The organism is Pseudoclavibacter chungangensis (assembly GCF_013410545.1).
Taxonomy (GTDB): Bacteria; Actinomycetota; Actinomycetes; order Actinomycetales; family Microbacteriaceae; genus Pseudoclavibacter; species Pseudoclavibacter chungangensis.
Window position 1 is genome coordinate 555502 of sequence record NZ_JACCFV010000001.1, and the last position, 19280, is coordinate 574781.

Genomic DNA, 19280 nt, shown 5'->3' on the forward strand with positions numbered 1-19280 from the left:
GGTCAGTCCCCGTGGTCCGCTGGGTACGCGAGCGGGTCGCGCAGCGCGTCGAGCAGCCAGTCCGCGAGCGAGCGGGCGAACGACCAGCGCACGACGAGTTCGGTGCGGGACGCGTCGGCCGAGCGCGCGATGACGACGACGATCGCCTGCCCGAGCAGCGTCTGCGTAGCCGACCCCTCGGGGAACCGCTCGGGCCGGAGGTCGAGGCTCGTCCCCTTCGCGAGGAGCCCGACCGTGTCACCCGTCACGACGATCGAGACGCGCTGACCGGACTGGTCGACGACGACTCCGGCACCGGCGACCGCGGTGCGCAGCCCGTCGGCGAGGTCGGGCGAGCGGGTCGGGTCGATCACGAGCCACTCGTCGGGACCGAGCCACACGACCGTGCGGCCCACCGGGGTGGTCGCGGCGTGCATGACCCCAGGCAGGTCGACACCGAGCGCACGCTCGACCTCGACCCGCTGCGGGCTCGACGGGTCGAGGCGCACGGCGAGGTGCTGGGCGAGCGGCGCCGAGGCGAGCCCGACGGGGCCGTCGAGTGCGGCGAACCGCTCCTCGTAGGGGGCGAGGATGCTGCGGGCGGTGAGCGGGGCGGTCGCGTCAGCCATCTCGGCGCGCTCCTTCCGGGTCGAAGAGGACGTGGCTCGTGATGGTGGCCGGGACGGGCAGGCCGTCGACGACGGCGTTGATCTTCTCGCCGATCCGGCCGTGGCCGCCGTCGACGAGGGCGAGTGCGAACGTGGATCCGAGCGCGCGGCTGTCGTACGACGACGTGACGAACCCGTGCATGGGCACGCGTCCCGGGCGGTCGAGGTCGGTCACGGTGACGAGCTGTGATCCTTCGGGGATGAAGACGGTCGGGTCGTCCGGCAGGAGCCCGACGAACTGTCGTCGGTTCGGGTCCTGGTTCGCCGTCCGGGCGAACGAGCGTTTGCCGACGAAGTCGAGCTTCTTCTTCGACACGACCCAGTTCATGCCGAGGTCCTGCGGGGTGACCGTGCCGTCGGTGTCCTGCCCGACGATCGGGTACCCCTTCTCGGCGCGCAGCACGTGCATGGTCTCGGTGCCGTACGGCGTGATGCCGTACGGCTCGCCCGTCGTGATGAGTCGCTCCCACAGGTCGAGGCCGTACCAGCTCACGGTGCTGACCTCGTAGGCGAGTTCGCCCGAGAAGCTGACGCGTGCGAGCCGGACGGGGACACCGCCGAGCGTCGTCTCCCGCCAGGTCATGAACGGGAACGCCTCGTTCGAGACGTCGACCTCGGGGAACAGCTCGCCGACGACGGCGCGCGATCGTGGGCCGACGACGGGGAAGGTGACCTCGTGTTCCGTGAGCGACGTGAGGTGCACGCGCAGCTCGGGCCACTCGGTCTGCAGCCACTCCTCGAGCCAATCGAGGATGTGGGCGGCACCACCCGTCGTCGTGTAGACGAGGTAGCGGTCCTCGGCGAGGCGCAGCACGGTGCCGTCGTCGATGACCATGCCGTCGACGCCGCACATGACGCCGTAGCGCACCGAACCGATCTTGAGGGAGCTCATGAGGTTCGTGTAGATGCGGTCGAGGAACTCCGGGGCGTCGGGGCCCTGCACGTCGATCTTGCCGAGGGTCGAACCGTCGAGGATGCCGACGGCGCCCCGCGCCGCGACGGTCTCGCGGGCGACGGCCGCATGGATGTCCTCGCCGGGCTGCGGGTAGTACCAGGGACGCTTCCACTGTCCGACGTCCTCGAACTCGGCCCCGTGGGCGACGTGCCAGTCGTGGACGGCCGTGATGCGGACGGGGTCGTAGAGCGCACCGCGCGAGCGACCGGCGAGCGCCGCGAACGGGACGGGCGTGTACGGCGGACGGTGCGTCGTCGTGCCGACGGCGCCGATGGGTGTGCCCGTGAGCACGGCCGTGACGCCCGCGGCGACGACCCCGGAGGTCTTGCCCTGGTCGTGTGCGGTGCCGATAGTCGTGTAGCGCTTGATGTGCTCGATCGAGCGCAGGCCGGCACCGATCGCGGTCGCGATGTCGGCGACCGTCGCGTCGCGCTGCGCGTCGACGAAGTGGGTCGAGAGCGTCACCGGGTCGCCCGTGGGGACGAACCACAGCACGTCACCCGGTTCGTGGTCGTCGTCGGCGGCGAGGTCGACGTGGGGGCCGTCCGCCGGCACGAGGCCGAGGTCGGCGACCGCGACGTCCGCGGCGCGTCGGGCGTCGTCGACCACATCGGCCGAGTCGAATCGACCGGCCGCGGAGCCCGCGACGCTCACGCCCTCGGCGGGCCCGTCGGGAACGAACGCCCCGAGGCGCTCGTCGAACCGGAGGCGGCCACCGGCCTGACTGTAGAGGTGCGCGGCCGGGTTCCACCCGCCGCTCACGAGGAGCGTGTCGGCGTCGAACGAGCGGGTCGCACCGATCGTCGCACCGTCGAACGGTGCGGCGAAGACCTGACGTACGCGGCCGCCCTCGTCCGCATCGGTTCCGACGACGACGTGTCCAGTGAGCACGGGGATCCCGCGTCGCGCCGCCTCACGCGCCGGGCCACCCAGCCCGCCGCCCCGCGAGTCGACGACGGCGAGGATCTCGACACCGGCGTCCGCGAGGTCGAACGCGGCACCGTAGGCGCTGTCGTTCGTCGTGAAGACAACCGCGCGGTCGCCGACACGCACGCCGAAGCGGTGCAGGAACGCGCGGGCCGACGTCGCGAGCAGGATGCCGGGGCGGTCGTTGTCCGCGAACACGACGGGACGCTCGTGCGCCCCGGTCGCGACGATCGTGCGCCCGGCGCGGATGCGCCACACGCGCTGCCGGAGCGCGTCCGCGGGTGCCGTGTCACCGAGGTGGTCGCTGCGACGCTCGACGGCGAGCGCGAGGCCGTCGTCGTACAGGCCGAACACGGTCGTGCGTCGGAGCACGACGCCCCCGGCGGCCTCGAGCTCGTCGGCCGTGTATGCCGCCCAGCGGACGCCGTCGACACCCTCGATCGTGCGCGGCACCGCGTGCAGCGAGCCACCCACCTCGGGGTGCTCGTCGACGAGCGCGACGCGGGCGCCGGCCCGGGCGGCGTGGGTCGCCGCGACGAGCCCCGCGGGGCCCGCACCGACGACGAGCACGTCGACGTGCAGGTGCGCCGTGTCGTAGCGCGCCGGGTCGGGTTCGGTCGGCAGGACGCCCTGGCCGGGCACACCGTGTGCCGCGATGCCGGGGGCGAGCTCGACGGTCGTGGCGAGCTGCATGGGGTCGGGGAACGGGGCCGTGATCTGCAGGAGGCCGTTCGGGTCCTCGGCCCACGCGGCGGCGATGCCGCGGGGACGACCGAACGTGATGCTCGTCGTGATCTCGTGGATGCCGTTCGCGAGGAGCGCGGAGGCGAGCGTGTCGCCCGGGTGCCCCGTCACGGTGCGGCCCTCGAAATCGAAGTCGATCGTGTGCGTGCGGTCGATGCGGCCGCCGGTCGGTGTGCGGTGAGTCTGGGTCATCGTGCGTCCGTTGGTTCGAGAGCGGCGACGGCGTGGGCGTCGTGGTCCGGCGATGCGGCGGCGGGAGCGCTCGCGCGGGGCGCGAGCACGGGGACGTCGGGGCGAGGAGCACCGATCGGGTAGACGGCAAGGAACCGGTAGGTCACGGTGTCGCGCACGGCGTTGAACCACCGGCGGCAGCCGACCGTGTGCACCCAGCGTTCGGCGAACGCACCCTGGGGGTTGTCGCGGAAGAACACGTAGTGCGCCCACTCGGTGTCGTCGAGCTCCGCGGGGTTCTCGGGGTAGGCGATGTGTGCCTCGCCGCCGTAGCCGAACTCGTTCTCCTCGCGGGGTCCGCACCAGGGGCAGTCGATGAGTTGCATGTGGATTCCGTTCTGCTCGGAGCTAGTGGGCGACCGCGGCGGCGCCGTGTTCGTCGACGAGTCGGCCCGAGACGAAGCGGTCGAGCGCGAAGGGGGCGACGAGCGGGTGGGGCGTGCCCGTCGCGACGGTGTGCGCGAACGTGTCGCCGATGCCCGGTGTCGCCTTGAAGCCGCCGGTTCCCCAGCCGCAGTTGAGGAAGAGGTTCTCGTACGGTGTGAGCCCGACGATGGGCGAGGCGTCGGGCGTGACGTCGACGACCCCGCCCCACGTGCGCAGCAGGTGCGCCCGCGCGAACACGGGGAACAGTTCGACGGCGGCCGCCATCTGGCGTTCGATGATGTGGAACGGGCCACGCTGGCCGAAGCCGTTGAACGCGTCGACACCGGCACCCATGACGAGTTCGCCCTTGTGCGCCTGCGAGACGTACACGTGCACGGCGTTCGACATGACGACCGTCGGATGCACGGGCTCGAGCAGCTCCGAGACGAGTGCCTGCAGCGGGTGGCTCTGGATGGGGATGCGGATGCCGAGCTCGTCGGTGAGGGTCGCCGTCCGTCCGGCGGCGGCGAGCGCGACACGTCCCGCGCCGATGTCGCCGCGGCTCGTGCGCACGCCCGTGACGCGGTCGCCCTCCGTGAGGAAGCCCGTCACCTGGGTGTCCTGGATGAGGTGCACGCCGGCCTCGGCGGCCTTCCGGGCGAAGCCCCACGCGACGTAGTCGTGCTTCGCGATGCCCGCGCTCGGCTGGTAGGTGGCGCCGAGGACCGGGTAGCGGATGTCGTCGGACGTGTTGACGATCGGGCAGATCTCCTTCACGCCGTCGGCGTCGACCCATTCGGCGTCGACCCGGTTGAGTCGGTTCGCCTCGACGCGTCGGCGGGAGTCGCGGACGTCCTGCAGCGTGTGGGCGAGGTTGAGCACGCCGCGCTGGCTGAACAGGATGGGGTACTCGAGGTCGTCCTCGAGTCCCTCCCACAGGTCGAGCGCGTGGTCGTAGAAGTTCGAGCTCTCGTCCCACAGGTAGTTGGAGCGGATGATGGTCGTGTTGCGCGCCATGTTCCCGCCCGCGAGCCAACCGCGCTCGATGACCGCGACGTCGGTGATGCCGTGGTTCTTGACGAGGTAGTAGGCGGTCGCGAGGCCGTGCCCGCCGCCGCCGACGACGACGACGTCGTAGTGGCGGCGTGGTTCGGGGCTGTTCCAGAGGTGGGTCGGGTGCTTCGGGAGCTCGGCGCCCGGGGTGCGCGGGGTCGGTCTGGTCATGCGCGGGTCACGCTCCGTATCCGAGGTAGAGGGGGAATCGGTCGGCGAGCGCGGCGGCGCGCGCGGCGAGCGCCTCGAGGTCCTCGTCGTCGAGTTCGGGGCGCAGCGCGGTCGCGATGATGTCGGCGACCTCGGTGAACTCGGCGTCGCCGAAGCCGCGGGCGGCGAGCGCGGGCGTGCCGATGCGGACGCCCGAGCTCACCATCGGCGGGCGGGGGTCGAACGGCACGGCGTTGCGGTTGACGGTGATGCCGACGCGGTCGAGGCGATCCTCCGCCTGCTTGCCGTCGAGCTCGGAGTTCCGCAGGTCGACGAGCACGAGGTGCACATCGGTCCCGCCGCTCACGACGCCGATGCCGGCCTCGGTGGCGTCGTCCCGCAGGAGCCGCTCGGCGAGGATCGCGGCGCCGCGGAGCGTGCGCTCCTGGCGCTCGCGGAAGGCGGGCTCGGCGGCGAGCTTGAACGCGACGGCCTTCGCGGCGACGACGTGCTCGAGCGGACCGCCCTGCTGACCGGGGAACACCGAGCTGTTGAAGCGCTTGGCGTACTCGTTCGTCGCGAGGATGATGCCACCGCGCGGGCCGCCGAGCGTCTTGTGCGTCGTCGACGTCACGACGTGCGCGTGGGGCACGGGGTTCGGGTGGACGCCCGCGGCGACGAGGCCCGCGAAGTGCGCCATGTCGACCATGAGGGTCGCGTCCACGAGATCGGCGATGCGGCGGAACTCGGCGAAGTCGAGCTGTCGCGGGTACGCCGACCAGCCCGCGACGATGAGCTTCGGGCGGTGCTCGAGGGCGAGGCGCTCGATCTCGGCGTAGTCGACTCGGTGGTCGTCCTCGCGCACGTGGTAGGCGACGGGGCGGTAGAGCTTGCCGGAGAAGTTGAGGCGCATGCCGTGGGTGAGGTGCCCGCCGTGGGCGAGGTCGAGCCCGAGGATCGTGTCGCCCGGTTCGAGCAGGGCGGCCATCGCGGCGGCGTTCGCCTGCGCGCCCGAGTGGGGCTGGACGTTCGCGTATTCTGCGCCGAAGAGCGCCTTCACGCGGTCGATCGCGAGCTGCTCGATGACGTCGACGTGCTCGCACCCGCCGTAGTAGCGACGGCCGGGGTAGCCCTCGGCGTACTTGTTCGTGAGTACCGACCCCTGGGCCGCCATGACGGCGAGGGGAGCGAAGTTCTCGCTCGCGATCATCTCGAGCGTGCCGCGCTGTCGGCCGAGCTCCGCATCGAGCGCCGCCTGCACCTCGGGGTCGATCGCCCCGAGCTCCGCAGTCATGGTGTCGGTCGCCGGTGCCGTCCCGGTTGCTGTCATCGCCTGTTCTCCATCTGACCGTGAACTGATATATGAGTGATGGATCAGATAGTATGTCGCTCGCGGGCAGGCCGTCAACCGATGGGCGTGCCGAGGACGAGGCAGCCCGCGGAGGAGGGCGAGATGACGAGCGCACCGGACACGGTCGACCCCACACCGCCCGCGCGCGAGGCGGAGGCGCGCGAGCGCGCACGGCTGGCCGGCTCGTTCGCCGAGTACGCGACGACCGTGCTCCGCGACCGGCTCATCGTGCTCGACCTGCAGCCCGGGACGCCCCTCAACGACGAGGCGCTCGGTCGGGAGCTCGGCATCGGTCGGACGCCCGTGCGGGAGGCGCTCAAGCGGCTCGAGGGCGAGCACCTCGTCACGGTGTACCCGCGGCGGGGCACCTTCGCGTCGGCCGTCGACCTGAGCGATCTCGCCTACATCACCGAGATCCGTGAGCGGCTCGAGCCCCTCGCCGCGGAACGGGCGGCACGCTCGGCGTCACCCGAGGCCCGTCGTGGCATGCGTGAACTCGCCGACGCCCTGGAGCGACTCCAGCCGGGTGCAGCGGGTGCCGCCGAGGCCCTGCGCTACGACCTCGACGTGCACCGGAGCATCTACGCGGCGAACGGAAATCCGCACCTCGAGGAGGACCTGCGCAAGTACGACAATCTCGCGACGCGCATCTGGTGCTTCGTCGCCGACCGGCTCCCCGACGTGAGCGGCAACGTCGCCGAGCACATCGCGCTGCTCCGCGACATCGCGGAGGGGCGGGCGGCCGAGGCAGCCGAGCACGCTCGGGAGCACGTGTCCGGGTTCGAGCGTCTCGTGCGCTCCGTCATCTGAGCGAGCGTCGACCCGCTGCCCGCGCCCGGGTGACGGCCCCGGGAACGACGACGGCCCCGCTCGTGGCGAGCGGGGCCGTCGGGGTTCGGTCAGGCGTTCGGCGTGGCAGCTTCCTTCTGCTGCAGCCACTCGCCGGAGCTGAGGTACTGGATCTTCTTCGCGATCGAGACCGCGTGGTCGGCGAAACGCTCGTGGTAGCGGCTCGCGAGCGTCGCGTCGACGACCTCGGTCGGGTGGTTCACGTCGGTACCGTTGCCGAGCAGCGCGTCGAAGATCGACTTGTGGAGCCCGTCGACGATGTCGTCACGGCGCTTGATGTCCTCGGCGAGCTCGTTGTCCTCGGTGTCGAGGAGCTTCACGAGCTGGCGGGCGATCTCGACGTCGTTGCGGCCCATCTCGCCGAAGACCTCGCGCAGATCGCGCGGGCCGACCTGCTGCGGGAAGCGGAACCGGGCGAGCTGCGCGATGTGGGCCGCGATGTCGCCCATGCGCTCGAGCGAGGCGCTGATGCGTAGCGCGCTGACGACGATACGGAGGTCGCGGGCGACGGGGGCCTGGCGGGCCAGGATCTCGATCGCGAGTTCGTCGAGCTGGATGGCCCGCTCATCGATGTGCTGGTCGTCGGCGATGACCCGCTCGGCGAGCGCCACGTCCGACTCGGCGAACGCGTGCGTGGCCTGTTCGATGGCGACCTGCACCAGCTCTGCGATCTCGACGAGGCCGTTCTGGACCTCGGCGAGCTCCTGCTGGAAAACTTCGCGCATGTTCTTCCTTACGTTCACGAATGGCTTGTCGGGCGGCAGGCTGCCGCACGGACCCTTCGTGCAGGGTCCGGGCCCCCACCATAGATCCGTCAAGTGACGGGACGGTGTACCTGCGGTGACGCGGCGAGGGTCACGGGGGCATCGCGAGGCGCGTTCGAACGATATTCTCTCACATTCGATCGGCGCCTGCCGCGGGGCCGCGACGCGGCCGGGACGCCACCTCGTGGGCAGGATTCCGTGTTCCGTGGATCCCTAGACTGCTCGATATGGACTCGTCGCTCGCGATCGTCATCGCCACCGCACTCGGGTTCCTGATCGGCGGCGGATTCGTGGCCCTGCTCCACGTCGCCGACCAGCACCGCCAGCAGGCACGCGCCGTGCTCGAGCCTCGGCTGCCGGACGGTATCGAGCACCTCCTGGGCGCACTCGACTCGATCGTCATCGTGTGCGATCCGTCGCACAACGTCTACCAGTCGTCACCGGGGGCGACCTCGAAGGGGCTCGTGCTGCGTGGCGGCCGTCTCGCGACGCCCGTCGGCGAGCTCGTCGACGCCGTGCGCCGAGCCGGCGAGCCGATCACGCGAGACCTCGAGATCCCTCGCGGGCCCTTCGGCAGTGCCGAGCTCATGCTGCGCGTCCGCGCCGCGCCGCTCGCGACCCGGTTCATCCTCATCCTCGCCGACGATCGCACGGAGGCGGTTCGCGTCGAGAACGTGCGGCGGGATTTCGTCGCGAACGTCAGCCACGAGCTGAAAACGCCCATCGGGGCCGTCTCTCTTCTCGCGGAGGCGATCGACGCGGCCGCCGACGATCCGGAGCAGGTGCGCTACTTCACCGATCGACTCGTCACCGAGGCCGGTCGCCTCGGCAAGCTGACGAACGAGCTCATCAACCTCTCCCGCCTGCAGTCGGCCGACTCGCTCGAGAAGGCGGAGATCCTCGAACTCCGACCGATCGTGGAACAGGCCGTGGACCAGGCGCGGGTCGCGGCCGACGCGAAACGCATCTCGATCACGCTCGCGGAGGGGTCGGGGGAGCGCGTCTACGCGGACCCGGGCCTCCTCGTCATGGGGTTCCACAACCTCGTCGCGAACGCGATCAACTACTCACCGGAGGGCTCGGGCATCGGCATCGGCATCCGCACGGTCGACGGCGGTGTCGAGGTCGCGGTGACCGACCAGGGCATCGGTATCGCGCCCGAGGACCAGGGCCGCGTGTTCGAGCGGTTCTTCCGCGTCGACGCCGCTCGCTCCCGCCTCACGGGCGGGACGGGGCTCGGGCTCAGTATCGTCAAGCACGTCGTCGAGAACCACGGTGGCGACATCCGGCTCTGGTCGCAGCCGGGCCGGGGGTCGACGTTCACGGTCCGCCTCCCGCTCGCCGATGCCGACGAGGTCGCGGCATGAGCCGCGGTTCACCCTCCGTTCGCCAAGTCGTTGCAGAATGAGCGGGTGACCAGGATCCTGCTCGTCGAGGACGAAGCCTCGCTCCACGAACCCCTGTCCTTCCTGCTCCGTCGCGAGGGATACGACCTCGAGGTCGCCGAGAACGGGATGGACGCCCTCGAGGCGTTCGACCGTGACGGTGCCGACCTCGTGCTGCTCGATCTCATGCTGCCCGGCATCGCCGGCACCGAGGTGTGTCGCCAGCTGCGCATGACCTCGTCGGTGCCGATCATCATGCTGACGGCGAAGGACAGCGAGGTCGACATCGTCGTGGGGCTCGAGCTCGGCGCGGACGACTACGTCACGAAGCCGTACTCGACGCGGGAGCTGCTCGCGCGGGTCCGTGCCGTGCTGCGGCGCAACGCGTCCAACGACGAGAACGCCGAGGACGACGGCGTCGTCGAGGTCGGTGACGTCCGCATGGACGTCGACGGGCACACGCTGCACGTCCGTGGGACGGAGACGGCGATGCCGCTCAAGGAGTTCGAGCTGCTCGAGTTCCTCATGCGGAACGCCGGTCGTGTCCTCACGCGTGGCCAGCTCATCGACCGGGTGTGGGGCCCCGACTACTTCGGCGACACGAAGACGCTCGACGTCCACATCAAGCGCATCCGCTCGCGCATCGAGCCGGTTCCGTCCGCGCCCGAGCTGCTCGTCACCGTCCGCGGGCTCGGGTACCGGTACGAGGCATGAGCAGCGGGCGACGGTCCGTCGATCGATCCCTGCTGCACGGACCATCGCCGAAACGGAGGGCGGACGATGTCGATCGACATCGTCCGCCCTCCCGTTTCGCGTGGCACCCGGCCGCGGCGGGCGCCCGGGGTCAGGGGCCCTGGGGCTGTTCGGTGTCGACCGGCTCGAGCGTCTCGACCGGGTCGGTCGGTGACGGCGTCGACGGCGTCACGGTCGGCAGGTACGACCCGTACGGGGTGATCGAACCGTCGAGCACGGGCACGAAGGCCTGGACCGTCGTGCCGTTCGAGGACGTGAAGGTCACCTCGACCGTCGCGCCCGCGGCGAGGCGGACACCCTCGAGCACGAACTGCTCGCCGGTCCCGTAGCCGACCTCGATGATGCCCTCGTCGGCCGGGAACTCGATCTCACCGCTCGTCGAGTCGCCATCGGCCGAATACGACACCGTGAGCGTGCCCGCCTCGCCCGAGTGGTTGACGAGACCGAAGATGAAGTTCGCGGTCGTCGAGCTCGCGCCCGGGTCCTCGGGTGAGATGAGGAGGATCGCGTTGCGCACCTTGACGCCGCCGACGTCGACACCGACGCCATCGCTCGCGTCGTAGTGCAGCGTCGTTGCCTGCGGGCTGACGAGGGTGCAACCGGCGAGGCCCGCGGCGGCGGCCAGGGCGAGCACGAGGGATGCGGCGGCGCGGATCTTCACGTCGGTGGCCTCCAGGAGCGGATTCGAAAGGGTGGGTCGTCCGCGTTCATCGCGGATTCGACGCGTTCAGCCTATCGGATCGAGGCGCCCGCGCGGCCGCCTGCGGCCATGCGGCGGCCATGCGGCGGCATACCCTACCACTACTTCTTTGTGATAAGATGCCCTATCGAAAGGGGTCCGCATACATGCAGTTTGAGGTCGGGGAGATCGTCGTCTACCCCCATCACGGCGCCGCCACCATTTCAGAGGTCAAGACCCGCTCCATCAAGGGTGTTCAGAAGACCTTCCTGAAGCTCGAGGTCGCCCAGGGCGATCTCGTCATCGAGGTGCCCGCAGAGAACGTCGATCTCGTTGGCGTCCGTGACGTCATCGGCAAGGAAGGGCTCGACAAGGTGTTCGAGGTGCTGCGCGCACCCATCACCGAGGAACCCACCAACTGGTCGCGCCGCTACAAGTCCAATCAGGAGAAGCTCGCGTCGGGTGACGTGATCAAGCTCTCCGAGGTCGTCCGCGACCTCTGGCGCCGCGATCAGGACCGTGGGCTCTCGGCCGGCGAGAAGCGCATGCTCGCCAAGGCCCGACAGATCCTCGTGTCGGAGCTCGCGCTCGCCGAGAAGACCGATGAGGAGCGTGCCTCGACAGTGCTCGACGAGGTGCTCGCCTCCTAGTCCGCATCCCTCCCGTCGCCCCCGCTCACCCGAGCGGGGGCGACGTCGTCTTCGGTGGGGCAGCGCGGGCCGCGGCAGCGGCTCCGTCCGCGCCCGTATGCTTGGGGCGTGAATCAGCGGCTCTACGACTCGAAGACCCGGACGCTCCGCGACTTCGTCCCCCTCCGGGCGGGCGAGGTCTCGATGTACGTCTGTGGGCCGACGGTGCAGTCGGGGCCCCACATCGGTCATCTCCGCTCGGCCCTCGTGTACGACCAGATGCGGCGCTGGTTCGAGTACGACGGCGCTCGCGTGACGCTCGTGCGCAACGTCACCGACATCGACGACAAGACGCTCGCGAACGCGACGCCCGACGAGCCCTGGTGGGCGCTCGCCTACCGGGTGGAGCGCGAGTTCACGGCCGCGTACGCGCGCATCGGTGTCCGGCCCCCAACCTACGAGCCGCGCGCGACGGCCTCCATCATGGAGATGCAGGCCATCATCGAGCGCCTCGTCGAGCGAGGGCACGCCTATCCCGCCGACGACGGCTCGGGCGACGTCTACTTCGACACGGCGAGCTGGCCCGCGTACGGCGAGCTCACCCATCAGCGCGCCGACGAGATGGAGCCCGCGACCGACTCGGTGTCGCGCGCGAAGCGCGATCCGCGGGACTTCGCCCTCTGGAAGGGGCGCAAGGACGGCGAGCCCGACTCCGCCGCCTGGCCGTCGCCGTGGGGCGAGGGGCGGCCCGGGTGGCACATCGAGTGCTCGGCCATGTCCACCAAGTACCTCGGCCCCGCCTTCGACATCCACGGGGGAGGGCTCGATCTGCGCTTCCCCCACCACGAGAACGAGCTCGCCCAGTCGACGGCGGCCGGTGACCCGTTCGCGAGCTACTGGCTGCACAACGGCCTCATCCACTTCTCCGGCCAGAAGATGTCGAAGTCGATCGGCAACATCGTCTCGGTGGACGAGCTCTTCGCCGCCGCGCGACCCGTCGTCGTGCGCTACGTGCTCGGTGCTGCGCACTACCGTTCGACCATCGACTTCTCGCCGACGACGCTCGAGGAGGCGGACGCCGCGTTCGCACGCATCGAGGCGTTCGTCGCCCGTTCGGCGAGCGCCGTGGAGCGTGTCGACGCCCCGGCTGCAGACAGCGCACGCGTCCCCGACGCGTTCGCCGAGGCGATGCGTGACGATTTCGCGATGCCGCAGGCTCTCGCCGTGCTGCACGGCGAGGTCACGCTCGGGAACCAGGCCCTCGACGCGAACGACGACGCGGGTGCCGTTCGCGCTCGCTCGGCGGTGCTCGCGATGCTCGGCGTGCTCGGTCTCGATCCCGGCGCCCCCGAGTGGTCGGCGGACGACGACCACGCGTCGGCGGCTCGCGACCGGGCGCTCGACGCGCTCGTGGGCGGGCTCGTGGCGCGGCGGGCCGAGGCGCGCGCGACGAGAGACTTCGCCGAGGCAGACCGGCTCCGCGACCTCCTCGCGGACGCGGGCGTGCAGATCGCGGACACCCCGCACGGCACCGATTGGAACGTGGAGTAGAACATGGGCGGACCAGGCAAGACCGGACGGCCGAAGGGCAAGAAGGGTCCACAGAAGGGGACGGGCGGCAACGGGCGGAAGGCGCTCGAGGGCAAGGGCCCGACTCCGCGCGCGGAGGACCGGGCGTGGCACCCGGCAGGCAAGCGCAAGGCGGCCCGCGAGCGGTTCGTCGCGGCGGGTGGGCGGACGGGCGGCTCGTCGGAGCGACGCGAGGGCGGCGCGCCGCGCCGTCGTCCTGCAGACGACACCGAGATGGTCACGGGACGCAATTCGGTGCTCGAGGCGCTGCGGACCGGCGTCCCCGCGTCGGCACTGTACGTCGCGGCCCGGACGGACATGGACGAGCGGCTCAAGGAGATCGTGCAGACCGCCGCGAAGCGCGAGATCCCCATGCTCGAGGTCATGCGCCCCGAACTCGATCGGATGGCCGGACGTGACGCCGTGCACCAGGGTGTCCTCATCAAGGTGCCGCCGTACCAGTACGCGGACCCGCTGACGCTGCTCGACACGACCCTGCAGCGGCGTCGCACGCCGCTGTTCGTCGCGCTCGACGGCATCACGGACCCGCGGAACCTCGGCGCCATCATCCGATCCGTCGCGGCCTTCGGCGGTCACGGCGTGATCGTGCCGCAGCGGCGCTCGGTCGGGCTCACCGCGTCGGCGTGGAAGACGTCCGCCGGTGCGGCGTCGAGGCTGCCGGTGGCGATGGCCGCGAACCTCACGGCCACCATCAAGGCGTTCAAGAAGGCCGGTGTGTTCATCATCGGTCTCGACGGGGACGGCTCGGTCGACCTGCCCGGTCTCGAACTCGCGACCTCCCCGCTGCTCGTCGTCGTCGGCAGCGAGGGCAAGGGGCTGTCGCGTCTCGTCACCGAGGAGTGCGACGAGATCGTGTCGATCCCGATCGACGCCGCGACGGAGTCGCTCAATGCGGGTATCGCGACGAGCATCACGCTCTACGAGGTGGCGAAGCTCCGGGCGGCCGCGGCCGGCCGAGCCTGACGGCCGGCCGAGCCTGATGGCCGACCGGGCCGGATGGTCGGCCGGGCCCGCGGTCACCGGACCGGCCTGCGTCACCGGTCGCCGAGTCGCACCCCGGTGTCGGCGTGGAACCAGTGGAGTCGCTCGGCGTCCGGCCGGACCCGGACGCGATCGCCGGTCAGTGGATGTGCGCGACCGTCCACGCGGACGACGACGGGCACCGGGGTGTCGTCGATCGCGAGCCCGCTCGCTTCGCCGTGCAACGAGCCGTCCGAACCGTACTCCTCGACGAGGGACACGACGACGTCCGCGCCCTCCTCGTCCTCGCCGACGAGTCGCAGGTCCTCCTGTCGGGCGCCGACGAGGACGTCGGCCGCGCCGTCGAGTCCCGCGACGACCGCCCGGGGCACCTCGATGCGACGCGAGCCGAACGCGATGGCGTCGTCCTCGACACGCGACGTCCACGTGGACATCGCGGGCGAGCCCATGAATCGTGCCACGAACGCGTTCGCGGGTCGGTCGTAGAGTTCGATCGGTGTTCCGAGCTGCTGCAGCACACCCTGGTCGAGGACGGCGATGCGGTCGCCCATCGTCATGGCCTCGGTCTGATCGTGGGTCACGTACACCGTCGTCACATCGAGCCGTCGCTGCAACTCGGCGATCTGTGCGCGGGTCTGCACCCGAAGCTTCGCGTCGAGGTTGGAGAGCGGTTCGTCCATGAGGAACACCTGGGGCTCCCGGACGATCGCCCGCCCCATCGCGACACGCTGGCGCTGTCCGCCGGACAGTTCGGAGGGCCGGCGGCCCAGCAGCGGCTCCAGGTCGAGCATCGCGGCCGCCTGGAGCACCCGCCGCTTCCGTTCGGGCTTCGGGACGCCGCGGACCCGCAGGCCGAACGACATGTTCCGTGCGACGGTCCAGTGCGGGTAGAGGGCGTAGTTCTGGAACACCATCGCGATGTCCCGGTCCTTGGCGGGTATCCCGTCGACCACGCGATCGCCGATGCGGATCGTGCCCTCGTCCACGGGGTCGAGTCCCGCGAGCATGCGCAGTGTCGTCGTCTTGCCGCAGCCCGACGGGCCCACGAGCACGAGGAACTCCCCGTCGCCGATGTCGAGGTCGAGATGATCGACAGCGGGGCGGGACGTGGGGGAGAACCGGCGTGTCACGCCCTCGAAGGTCACTGCGGCCATGGAGGCCAAGTGTAGGCGCTGCCCGTCGCAGGACCCGTTCTGCGACGTCGACGGACGGATCCCCGGATCGTCGATCGAGGTCTCGAGGTCATCACGATGCACGCCGCTGGCGGGCGGTCTCAGGCTGGGCGGGCTACGCTCGCACGCGCCGCGGCAATGCCCGCGGTCCGTTCCACATGAAGCTCCCTGAACCTCTCTTGCCTCGACTCGCCCCCTCCCACGAAGGGACCGGCCGCGAGCGCACCGGCGTGGGCGCCGCCGTCCGGACGCGCATCGTCGTCCTGCTCATCGTCCTGCTCGTCGTCGTGACCGGTGGCATCGCGATCGGCGTCGTCGCGTCGGGAGCCGGGAGCGCGGCGTCGGTTCCCGCGGGGGTGGACGGTGAGGGCGGGATCCCGGTGGCATCCGGGCGCGGGGAGACCACCGCGGTGACGACGACGCCGATGGCGCTCACGATCTACACCGACTACTCGAGCAACGATGCCGCCACGTTCCTCACGGTCAACGACCTGTTCATGCGTGGACTGCTCGACGCGGGCACCGCGACGATCGCGATCCATCCGGTCGCGCTCCCGGAACTCAGCGGTGGTGACGGCGAGTACGCGCTGCGCGCGGCGAACGCGGCGGCCTGCGTCGCGGAGTACGCGAGCGACTCGTTCTGGGAGTTCCACGTCGCGCTGTTCGCGAACCAGCCGACCGGGCCGGTGAGCTCCGCGAGCGATGACGATCTCGTCGAGCTGGCCGCCGGGTCCGGCGTCGGCCGCATGGGTGAGGTCGGTGCGTGCATCCGGGAGGGAACGTTCGCTCCGTGGGTGCAGGATCGCTCGGCCGATGCGGCCGTCGCCGGTGGCGTCGTCGACCGGATTCCCGTCGTCGTCGCCGACGGGCGCGTCTACGAGGGATCCATCTCGTCGAACACCGAGTTCCGCGCATTCCACGCCTCGGTCTCGACGGTGAGCTGATCAGGCGGGGCACGCGCGGGAGGGGCGTGGGCAGCGCGGCCGAGGCAGGAGCACTAAGATCGGTGCGGTCGGGGGATTCCCCGGCGTGCCGGCTTAGCTCAGTTGGTAGAGCACCGCTCTTGTAAAGCGGATGTCGCGGGTTCGAACCCCGCAGCCGGCTCATTGACCGTATCCGCTCGCTCGGAACGATGCGGAAGCGAATCCGTGGGTGGTGGCCCTGACGCGGCACCTACCCGCGGGTCGACCCCGAGCCGTCGTGCCGGGAGACCCGGAGGTGGTCAGAGGCCGATGTCGACCGGGCGCACGCCAGGAGGGTGCCGACCCGGCGAAGCCGCTGGCAGGATGGTGGCATGTTCGCGAATCTCTCCGGCTGGCACATCGTCATCATCGCGGCAATCCTGTTGGCTTTCCTCGTCGCCGCGATCGTGGTGGTGGTCGTCGTCCTGGTGGCGCGAAGTCGCACGACCGGGAACGCGGTCGTCGACCCTGCCACTCAGCTCGAACGACTCACGGAGTTGCGTGACTCTGGGGTGCTGACCTCGGAGGAGTACGAGCGGAAACGGGCCGCACTCGTCAAGAGGCTCTGATCTCCAGCGCGTCCGTGGAGCGCGGGGTGGCGGCCCGGCGCGCTGATCATCGTGGGGTGGACGGTGACGCGGCGTTCGCGACATGAGCCGCTTGCGCCGGTCCGAGCGACTGAGTCGCTCCGATGTCCATGGGCACGAGCAAGCGGACAGGTTCTCGATTCGGCAGGGCACACGTCGTCGTCGGTCGAGCTGCCGCCGCGTGGTCATCGGGGCGACGCCGCAGAGGACGCCAGAAACTGCCGTTTTCACGCGCGATCCGTGGTCTGCGGCGGTACGACCGCCGCACCGGTCAGTCGCCGGGCTCGAACCCGAGCGAGAGCGAGTTCATGCAGTACCGGTCACCCGTCGGCGTCCCGAACCCGTCCGGGAACACGTGACCGAGGTGTGAGCCGCACCTCGCGCAACGGACCTCGGTGCGCACCATGCCGAGCGAGCGGTCCTCGAGCAACTGCACGGCCTCGGGGCGCACGGCCTCGTAGAAGCTCGGCCAGCCGCAGCCGGAGTCGAACTTCGTTCCGCTCCGGAACAGCTCCGCGCCGCAGGCCCGGCACGTGTACAGGCCGGCCCGCTCCTCGTCGAGCAGTTCGCCCGTGAAGGCGCGCTCCGTACCCGCTTCGCGCAGCACGTGATACTCCTCGGGGCTCAGGGCCTCGCGCCACTCGTGTTCCGGACGCTGCACGTCGTACTCGCTCATGGATGCCTCGACTTCCCGGCGGGGAGGATCGCCGTTCGGCGATTCTACGCGCGCCGTCCCGAGTGGACGCTCACCGCGCAATACACTGTCGCCACCGGAGGTGTCATGGCGGAGTCGAGCGAACGCGATGCGGCCGTCGTCGGCGCGCACCGCGATCTGACGCCCCTCGAGGTCGACGTCCTCCGGTTCGAGGAGGAGAATCCGCGACACACCTCGCTCAAAGAGGAGCGCATCCGCCGTCGCTTCGACCGCTCCGCCGCCCAGTACTACCAAATCCTCGGTACGCTCATCGAGGACCCGGACGCGCTCGCGTACGATCCGGTGCTGATCGCCCGACTCCGTCGGCTCCGTGACTCGCGGTCCGAACGACGTGAGGAACGGCGTCGACAGCGGTTCGACAGTGCCGCTCCCCGATTCGACAAGGCCCGGTAGACCAACGTGAAGTACCCGAAGGATCGTTTCGACGACATCCCGCCGTCCATCGACCGGCGCGGCGCCCACCGTGCCCCGCGAACGCGTGCCGCGAAGATCGCCGCGTGGCTCTGGGGCCTCGCCGCGGTCGTCGTCCTCGTCGGCGTCGCCGTCGTCGGCATGTTCGTGATCGATGGTGTCGTGTCGGCGGGACAGAACGCCGCCGAGCCGACCGCGACGGAGACGACGGCCGCGCCCGCCGAGGGCGCACCCCAGGAGGCGGCGCCCGCCGAGCCCGCTCGGGACCCTGCGGTGCCCGTCACGGTGCTGAACGGGACGGCGCAGGCCGGTGTCGCGGGCTCGACGAGCGAGAAACTCTCCGGGCTCGGGTGGAACGTCGTCACGACCGGCGACGCCGACAACGACGAGCACACGGCGAGTGTCGTCTACTACGGCGACGCGGCCGACGAGGGCGCGGCGCTGGCACTCGTGCAGGATCTCGGTGGCGGCACGGCCACACTCGACCCCGCCCAGGCGAGCGCGGGAACGATCACCGTCGTCATCGGCACCGACCTGGCCTGATCCCCGGCGTCCGCACGGGCGCACGGTGACCCCGTCGGCGTCCCCGGGCGCCGGGTCGACGGACGTGCGGTCGAGTGGCGCGGTGGCCGTGCCGTGTGGTCCTGCGTCCCGCAGGGGCCTCGGTCGACGCGGCACTCGATCGACGAGGCCACGGGCATGGGGTCGGCCGTCCGCGCGTGCGTCGGATTCCCGGCCGTGCGATTCCCGTGCTCGTGGGGAGGGGCCGTCGTCGTCTCCGCGGTGTCGGCGACGATTTGTGGACGCGGTCGAACTGTTCCAGTCGAGCCCCATGAGGGCGCTGATTGCTGAACGAGACGTTTCGTCGGACCGGGTCCGGGGTGCCCGGAGTTTCCGGGGCACCGCGCCCCATCAGTCACACTGGTTACTTCAGTCTCATCTGCATCATTCATGCGTTTTAGACTCGACCCGCTCCGAGGTGGGCGCGGCACCTGGTGCAGTTTGCTCGGCGGGGGTCCCCGGCGCGTTGTGTCCGGGGGAGGAACACAGCAGTTATTGGGAGTGACAATGGCGAACGGGACCGTCAAGTGGTTCAACGCTGAAAAGGGCTACGGCTTCATCACCGTCGACGGCGATGAAGGTGGCGCGCAGCAGGACGTCTTCGTCCACTACAAGGCCATCGAGATGCAGGGTTACCGTGTGCTCGAAGAGGGCCAGAAGGTCGAGTTCGAGATCGGTGCCGGTGCCAAGGGGCCGCAGGCCGAGGCGGTTCACCCACTCTGATCGATCCGACCACGTGGCGGCGTCCCTCGTTCGAGGGGCGCCGCTTCGTCGTTCCCGGTGCCGTCCGCGGTGCGCGAACGCCCCGGCGCGCGCCC

The 19280-nt window shown here is 70.6% G+C and carries 20 protein-coding genes and 1 tRNA gene; 12 read left to right on the forward strand and 9 right to left on the reverse strand.

What is annotated here, in order from left to right:
* Nucleotides 1-2: 2 nt before the first annotated feature.
* The 5 genes from HNR16_RS02400 to glyA are packed head-to-tail and all read right to left on the reverse strand — an operon-like array spanning nucleotide 3 to nucleotide 6367.
* Entirely contained in the window at nucleotides 3-608 is a 606-nt protein-coding gene (locus HNR16_RS02400) for a sarcosine oxidase subunit gamma (RefSeq protein ID WP_158039444.1), read from the reverse strand.
* A complete protein-coding gene (locus HNR16_RS02405; protein WP_158039445.1) occupies nucleotides 601-3465 on the reverse strand; it encodes a 2Fe-2S iron-sulfur cluster-binding protein in 2865 nt (954 codons plus the stop codon). Before HNR16_RS02405 ends, HNR16_RS02400 begins: the two co-directional genes overlap by 8 nt.
* Nucleotides 3462-3830, reverse strand: coding sequence for a sarcosine oxidase subunit delta (locus tag HNR16_RS02410; RefSeq protein ID WP_158039446.1), 369 nt, complete (start codon nucleotides 3828-3830; stop codon nucleotides 3462-3464). Before HNR16_RS02410 ends, HNR16_RS02405 begins: the two co-directional genes overlap by 4 nt.
* Nucleotides 3831-3852: 22 nt before the next feature.
* Entirely contained in the window at nucleotides 3853-5094 is a 1242-nt protein-coding gene (locus tag HNR16_RS02415; RefSeq protein WP_158039447.1) for a sarcosine oxidase subunit beta family protein, read from the reverse strand.
* Nucleotides 5095-5101: 7 nt separating this feature from the next.
* The gene (glyA, locus tag HNR16_RS02420; RefSeq protein WP_179558350.1) at nucleotides 5102-6367 is read right to left on the reverse strand and encodes a serine hydroxymethyltransferase; all 1266 of its coding nucleotides are present in this window, start codon (nucleotides 6365-6367) and stop codon (nucleotides 5102-5104) included.
* 159 nt (nucleotides 6368-6526) lie between these two features.
* On the opposite strand from glyA, the gene HNR16_RS02425 reads away from it, so the two are divergent.
* On the forward strand, nucleotides 6527-7234 hold the full coding sequence (locus tag HNR16_RS02425; RefSeq protein WP_158039449.1) for a GntR family transcriptional regulator: 708 nt from the start codon (nucleotides 6527-6529) through the stop codon (nucleotides 7232-7234).
* Between the two features lie 89 nt (nucleotides 7235-7323).
* On the opposite strand, the gene phoU is transcribed toward HNR16_RS02425, so the two are convergent.
* Entirely contained in the window at nucleotides 7324-7998 is a 675-nt protein-coding gene (phoU, locus tag HNR16_RS02430) for a phosphate signaling complex protein PhoU (RefSeq protein WP_158039450.1), read from the reverse strand.
* A gap of 266 nt (nucleotides 7999-8264) precedes the next feature.
* Here phoU and HNR16_RS02435 point away from each other — a divergent pair, with 266 nt between their 5' ends.
* Nucleotides 8265-9404: a sensor histidine kinase gene (locus tag HNR16_RS02435; RefSeq protein ID WP_158039451.1), complete on the forward strand. Its 1140-nt coding sequence runs from the start codon at nucleotides 8265-8267 to the stop codon at nucleotides 9402-9404.
* A 45-nt stretch (nucleotides 9405-9449) separates the two neighbouring features.
* Nucleotides 9450-10136: a response regulator transcription factor gene (locus HNR16_RS02440; protein ID WP_158039452.1), complete on the forward strand. Its 687-nt coding sequence runs from the start codon at nucleotides 9450-9452 to the stop codon at nucleotides 10134-10136.
* Nucleotides 10137-10266: 130 nt separating this feature from the next.
* Here the strand turns inward: HNR16_RS02440 and HNR16_RS02445 are convergent, their stop codons facing one another.
* Nucleotides 10267-10836, reverse strand: coding sequence for a DNA modification methylase (locus HNR16_RS02445; protein ID WP_158039453.1), 570 nt, complete (start codon nucleotides 10834-10836; stop codon nucleotides 10267-10269).
* 185 nt (nucleotides 10837-11021) lie between these two features.
* Between HNR16_RS02445 and HNR16_RS02450 the strand changes: the two genes are divergently transcribed.
* The 3 genes from HNR16_RS02450 (at nucleotide 11022) to rlmB (ending at nucleotide 14036) form a co-directional block, all read left to right on the forward strand.
* Nucleotides 11022-11504, forward strand: a complete 483-nt coding sequence (locus HNR16_RS02450) for a CarD family transcriptional regulator (RefSeq protein ID WP_158039454.1) — start codon at nucleotides 11022-11024, stop codon at nucleotides 11502-11504.
* Nucleotides 11505-11612: 108 nt separating this feature from the next.
* Nucleotides 11613-13034 carry a cysteine--tRNA ligase gene (gene cysS / locus HNR16_RS02455; protein ID WP_158039455.1) on the forward strand — a complete coding sequence of 474 codons (1422 nt, stop codon included), beginning with the start codon at nucleotides 11613-11615 and terminating at the stop codon, nucleotides 13032-13034.
* Between the two features lie 3 nt (nucleotides 13035-13037).
* Entirely contained in the window at nucleotides 13038-14036 is a 999-nt protein-coding gene (gene rlmB / locus HNR16_RS02460) for a 23S rRNA (guanosine(2251)-2'-O)-methyltransferase RlmB (protein ID WP_158039456.1), read from the forward strand.
* 71 nt (nucleotides 14037-14107) lie between these two features.
* Here rlmB and HNR16_RS02465 read toward each other — a convergent pair whose 3' ends face one another.
* Nucleotides 14108-15208 (reverse strand): ABC transporter ATP-binding protein, encoded by a 1101-nt coding sequence (locus tag HNR16_RS02465; protein WP_158039457.1) that lies wholly within the window; start codon nucleotides 15206-15208, stop codon nucleotides 14108-14110.
* A 248-nt stretch (nucleotides 15209-15456) separates the two neighbouring features.
* Between HNR16_RS02465 and HNR16_RS02470 the strand changes: the two genes are divergently transcribed.
* From HNR16_RS02470 to HNR16_RS02480, 3 genes are all read left to right on the forward strand, one after another.
* On the forward strand, nucleotides 15457-16170 hold the full coding sequence (locus HNR16_RS02470; RefSeq protein ID WP_158039458.1) for a DsbA family protein: 714 nt from the start codon (nucleotides 15457-15459) through the stop codon (nucleotides 16168-16170).
* An 87-nt stretch (nucleotides 16171-16257) separates the two neighbouring features.
* Nucleotides 16258-16330 (forward strand) — tRNA-Thr (locus HNR16_RS02475).
* A 190-nt stretch (nucleotides 16331-16520) separates the two neighbouring features.
* A complete protein-coding gene (locus HNR16_RS02480) occupies nucleotides 16521-16757 on the forward strand; it encodes an SHOCT domain-containing protein (protein WP_158039459.1) in 237 nt (78 codons plus the stop codon).
* A 289-nt stretch (nucleotides 16758-17046) separates the two neighbouring features.
* On the opposite strand, the gene msrB is transcribed toward HNR16_RS02480, so the two are convergent.
* Nucleotides 17047-17451, reverse strand: coding sequence for a peptide-methionine (R)-S-oxide reductase MsrB (gene msrB / locus HNR16_RS02485; protein WP_158039460.1), 405 nt, complete (start codon nucleotides 17449-17451; stop codon nucleotides 17047-17049).
* 105 nt (nucleotides 17452-17556) lie between these two features.
* On the opposite strand from msrB, the gene HNR16_RS02490 reads away from it, so the two are divergent.
* From HNR16_RS02490 to HNR16_RS02500, 3 genes are all read left to right on the forward strand, one after another.
* Nucleotides 17557-17883, forward strand: a complete 327-nt coding sequence (locus HNR16_RS02490; protein WP_158039461.1) for a DUF3263 domain-containing protein — start codon at nucleotides 17557-17559, stop codon at nucleotides 17881-17883.
* 6 nt (nucleotides 17884-17889) lie between these two features.
* Nucleotides 17890-18444, forward strand: a complete 555-nt coding sequence (locus tag HNR16_RS02495) for a LytR C-terminal domain-containing protein (RefSeq protein WP_158039462.1) — start codon at nucleotides 17890-17892, stop codon at nucleotides 18442-18444.
* A 525-nt stretch (nucleotides 18445-18969) separates the two neighbouring features.
* On the forward strand, nucleotides 18970-19185 hold the full coding sequence (locus tag HNR16_RS02500; RefSeq protein ID WP_158039463.1) for a cold-shock protein: 216 nt from the start codon (nucleotides 18970-18972) through the stop codon (nucleotides 19183-19185).
* The last annotated feature ends 95 nt before the right edge of the window (nucleotides 19186-19280 follow it).